This is a genomic window from Streptomyces sp. NPDC025273 (assembly GCF_040638585.1).
Classification (GTDB): Bacteria; Actinomycetota; Actinomycetes; order Streptomycetales; family Streptomycetaceae; genus Streptomyces; species Streptomyces cinereorectus.
This window is the reverse complement of record NZ_JBEZYP010000049.1, coordinates 1-2,012: the sequence shown is the minus strand read 5'-3', so window position 1 is coordinate 2,012 and position 2,012 is coordinate 1. Positions and strand designations below refer to the sequence as shown.

The following is a 2,012-nucleotide window of genomic DNA, read 5'->3' as shown; positions in this document are numbered from 1 at the left end:
TCCACCCGACCAGCCACCCTCCCCACCAACCGCCCACCCACCGACAACACACCCAACCGCTCCCGCTCCCCCACCGACCGCACATCCACCCCGGCGACGGTCCGGCCAGGATCGTCGGCCAGAGCCTGGACAACCGTGGCGAGCCGGTCCGCGACGAGGACTGCGGTGGAGTGCTCGAACAAGTCGGTGTTGAAGAGCAGATGCCCGGTGACTCGGCCATCGCGCTCCTCCGCCTGGACGACCAGGTCGTAGGGAGTGGTGCGGAACGGAACGGGAGCAGGGCTCACCTCCAGACCGGCGAGTTCATAACGGGGCGGCGTTCCGTTGACCGCTAGCAGCACCTGGAACAGCGGGCTGCGGTCGCGGTGCGGGCGCAGTTCCCGGAGCAGTTCCTCCAGGGGAATCCGCGGGTGTGCGCGGATGGCGTCCACGAGCGAGCGTGTCGCGTCCAGGGCATCGGCGAGTGTGCCGTCCGGGTCCGGGCGCAGACGGAGCGGGAGGGTGTCGACGAGGTAGCCGACGACCTCCGCCGTGTCCGGGTGGTCGCGGCCGGCAACGGGTACGCCGAGGGTCACGTCGTACCGGTCCGTGAGCTTGGCGAGGACGATGGCAAGGGCCGTCGCGAGGACGGTGAACGAGGTGGTTGCCGCCTCCCGTGCCGCGGTGGCCAGTGCCTCCTGCGGAAGGGTCAGCGGTACCGCGTCACCTCGGAAGGTCTGCTGAGGGGGGCGGGGCCGGTCGGTCGGCAGGCCGGCCGATGAGGCGCCTGCCAGGTGGGACCGCCAGAACTCCACGTCCTTCGGCGCTGTTTCGCGCTGCCAGGCGGCTGCTTCGGCGTACTGGACGGGCGAGGGCGAGAGGGCTTCGGTGCCGGGGGTGCGCAGGAGTATGGCGTAACTCCGGCCGATCTCCCGGAGGATGAGATCCAGGGACCAGCCGTCGGCGATGGCGTGATGCAGGCTCATGACGACGACGTGGTGCTCGGGCCCGGTGCTGACGAGTGTGACGTGCCAGAGGGGACCGGTGGAGAGGTCGAAGGCCCGACGGGTCTCCGCGTCGATCACCGCTTCCCAGTCGGTGGTGGTGGCCCGGCTCAGCGGCACTTCGGGATCGGGTGCCACGACCTGGCGGAGTTCGCCGTCGATCTGGCGCAGCGAGGTACGCAGGACTTCATGGCGACGCGCGAGGTGATGGAGGGCGGTGGCCAGCGCGTTCTCGTTCAGCGGTCCGTGGAGGTGGACGGCGCCCCTGATGTGGTAAGCGAGGTTGGCCCGCGGGTCCAGCGCACACTGGACCCAGAGCCGTTCCTGACCGAGCGACGCCGGCAGCACGAGGGTGCCGTCCGGTTCCAGGGCCCGGTCGAGCAGGGTGATCGGCGGTGTACGCCCCTGTTCCTTGTCGGCCGGGAGGCGGGCAGCGAAGTCCGCGAGTGTGGGGTGTTCGAAGACGAGGTGCAGCGGTACGCGGGTGCCAAGGGCCTCGCCGAGCCGGTGAGTGAGCCGGGTGGCGAGGAGGGAGTGGCCGCCGAGGGCGAAGAAGTCGTCGTCCGCGCCGATATCGGTGACCTCAAGGACCTCGCGCCAGGTCTCGGCGACCAGCTCCTCGGCGCGCCCGGACGGGGCGCGGTAGGAGGTGTGGCCGGTGCCGGGTTCCGGGTCGGGGAGAGCGGACCGGTCGATCTTGCCGTTGGGGAGGAGAGGGAACTCCTCCAAGCCGACGAAGACCGAGGGCACCATGAACTCCGGTAGCCAGGCGCGCGTGTGGGAGGTCAGATCGGCCGGAATCTCTCCGCCCGCCGTTTCGACATGGGCGACCAGTCGCAGCGACCCGGTCACGTCCTCCCGGGCGACGACAACAGCGCCGTTGATCTGCGGATGCCGGCTAAGGACTTCCTCGACCTCACCGAGTTCGACACGATGGCCACGGACCTTCACCTGCCCGTCCGCACGGCCCAGATAGTCCAACTGCCCGTCGGGACGCCACCGGACCAGATCTCCCGTGCGATACATCCG

General features: G+C 70.0%; 1 protein-coding gene. It reads right to left on the bottom strand.

Annotation, left to right across the window (positions count from 1 at the left end):
* A partial coding sequence (locus AB0F38_RS31620) for a condensation domain-containing protein (RefSeq protein ID WP_361900884.1) occupies positions 1–2,012 on the bottom strand: 2,012 nt, incomplete at both ends.